2 protein-coding genes and 1 pseudogene are annotated in these 2,557 nt (G+C 66.4%); 1 reads left to right on the forward strand and 2 read right to left on the reverse strand.

From position 1 onward, the window contains the following. Positions 1-1,143, reverse strand: a 1,143-nt coding sequence (locus ACT84W_RS06440) for a class I tRNA ligase family protein (RefSeq protein ID WP_444328611.1), incomplete at its 3' end; no start/stop codon positions are given. Between the two features lie 409 nt (positions 1,144-1,552). Here ACT84W_RS06440 and ACT84W_RS06445 point away from each other — a divergent pair. Then, on the forward strand, positions 1,553-2,056 hold the full coding sequence (locus ACT84W_RS06445; RefSeq protein WP_417575494.1) for a nucleoside deaminase: 504 nt from the start codon (positions 1,553-1,555) through the stop codon (positions 2,054-2,056). Positions 2,057-2,260: 204 nt separating this feature from the next. Here ACT84W_RS06445 and ACT84W_RS06450 read toward each other — a convergent pair. Then, positions 2,261-2,557: pseudogene (locus tag ACT84W_RS06450) on the reverse strand (UTP--glucose-1-phosphate uridylyltransferase); the annotation flags it as partial.

The raw sequence follows: 2,557 nt of genomic DNA on the forward strand, positions 1-2,557 counted from the left end.
GGGGCCGCCGGTGCCCATGCCGTCGCCCTTGTAGAAGCGGCCGTCGTCGTCGACGGGCATGACCACGGGGATGTTGAACTTCATGCCGGCGAGGTAGTCGTCGACGCCGTGGCCGGGCGCGGTGTGGACGACGCCGGTGCCGTCCTCGAGGGTGACGTAGTCGGCGTAGATGAACTCGCCCTCGACTCCCTGGTCGCCGAAGATCGGCTGCTTGTACTTGTTGTGGCACAGCTCGGTGCCCGTCATGCGCCAGGGCTCGCCGTCGGCGCCGCGGACGAGCTCGACCTCGCCGTAGCCGAACTTGGCGCAGTCCTTCTCCACGAGGGCCTCGGCCATGATCTCGGCGTGGCCGTCGTGGACGATGGCCACGTAGGTCGCCTCGGGGTGCAGGATGACGGCGTCGTCGGCCGGAAGCGTCCACGGCGTCGTGGTCCAGATGTCGACCCAGAGCTTGCCGGCCCAGGCCTCGAGGCCGGCCGGGACGGTCGTCATCTCGAAGCGGACGAAGATGGCGGGGCTGACCTCGTCGCCGTACTCGATCTCGGCCTCGGCGAGCGCCGTGTGGCAGTGGGAGCACCAGTGGACCGGCTTGCGTCCGCGGTAGATGGCGCCGCGGTCGAAGATTGCCTTGAAGATCTCGACGTCGGTGGCGTCGTAGTCGTTGACGTAGGTCAGGTAGGGGTTGTCCCACTCGGCCAGCACGCCCAGGCGCTTGAAGCCCTGGCGCTGGGTGTCGACCTGCTCGACGGCCATCTTGCGGCAGAGCTCGCGGATCTTCTCGGTGGGAAGCTGGTTGAACTTCTCGGTCCCGAGGATGGTCTCGACCTTGTGCTCGATGGGCTGGCCGTGGCAGTCCCAGCCGGGGACGTACGGCGTCTGGAAGCCCTGCATGGACTTATAGCGGTTGATGATGTCCTTAGAGATCTTGTTCTGCGCGTGGCCGAGGTGGATCGGGCCGTTGGCGTACGGGGGGCCGTCGTGCAGGACGAACTTCTTGTGGCCCTCGTTCTTCTTGAGCAGCTGGGAGTAGACGTCGTCGTCCTCCCACTGCTTGAGCCGCTTGGGCTCGTTCTGGGCGAGGCTCGCGCGCATCGGGAAGCCCGTCTGCGGGAGATTCGTCGTCTTCTTGTACTGGTTCGCCACTTGCGTGACCCCTTTCTGGGCACCAAAAAAGCGCCCGTCCCGACTGCTGGGACGAAGCGCTCACGTCACACTTCGTTTAAGACCACCCAGCGTGCGGATCCACCGCGTTACTCGGCTGGCCCATGACGGAGGCCAATCCCGGCGACGCCTACTCGACGGCAAGAAACGCGGACGCGGGGTCCTCCTGCCGGCTTTGGGGCCGCGGCTCGGGGGTGATCTTCTCCGGGACGCGGTCGCGGGATCCCAGCACCCCCGCTCTCTTGTGGCCGCGCGACCCCGGGTACTCTCCCCGTCATCGCCTGTGGTCAAAGATGGTAGCACGAACGGCCGGGCGCGTGGTAAGGTAAATGCCGCAAAAGCGAATAGGAACCATCTCTTCGGCCCGCGGAGCTGAGCTGCGCGGGGCCGCGTGCACGAGGTACGCGCGACGTTCACACACGAGGAGGACGTAGCGTTTTTGCGCCGCGCCATCGAGGTCTCGAGGAGGAGCCGCGAGCACGGCAACACGCCCTTCGGCGCGATCCTCGTCGACGAGCACAAGAACGTCGCCCTCGAGCAGGAGAACCGCGAGGTCACCGAGCACATCTGCACCGGCCACGCCGAGACCTCGCTCATGGAGGCCGCGAGTCGCAAGTTCGACCACGGCTACCTGTGGCAGTGCACCATCTACACCACCGGCGAGCCCTGCGCCATGTGCTCGGGCGCTATCTACTGGGCCAACGTCGGCCGCGTGGTCTATGCGATGACCGAGCGCGACATCCTCGCGCAGACCGGCGACAACGAGCAGAACCCGACGCTCGACACCCCCTGCCGGCAGATCTTCGGCTCCAGTCAGAAGCAGATCGAGGTCGTCGGCCCCTTCCCCGAGCTCGTCGCCGAGGCCTGCGCAGTCCACGAGGGCTACTGGAACTAACCGAGCCGAGGACCATCACTGGGTGACAGTCATTGGCTGCAGCTTTCTGGGACACCCTCGCGGCTCGGGAAAACCAAAGGACGGGCGCGAACTTTCCGATAACCGCAGAAAGCTCGCGCCCGTCCCTTGTGTACCTTCAGCTGTTGCGACGAGCGGGTTCTTGGGCACAGGCTCCACGCCCGCCTCCCCTGCTTGGCTCGAGGGCTAGTCGGCCATGGCCTCCTCGAAGGCGGCGGAGAAGCGCGGGTCGGACTTGGCCATGCGCGCGTTGGTGGCGATCCAGCCGGCGACGGTGCCCGTGTCGTAACCCTCCTTGGGGTCGATGACGAGGGCGTAGAACTCCTCCTCGGCAAGGCAGCGCTCCATGGCATCGGTGAGCTGGATCTCGTTGCCGGCGCCGGGCTTCTGGGTCTTCAGGAGCTCCATCACGCGCGGCGAGAGCAGGTAGCGGCCGACGATGAAGAGACGAGACGGAGCGAGCGCGGCCTTGGGCTTCTCGAC

It is taken from the genome of Paratractidigestivibacter sp. (assembly GCF_052362415.1).
Taxonomy (GTDB): Bacteria; Actinomycetota; Coriobacteriia; order Coriobacteriales; family Atopobiaceae; genus Paratractidigestivibacter.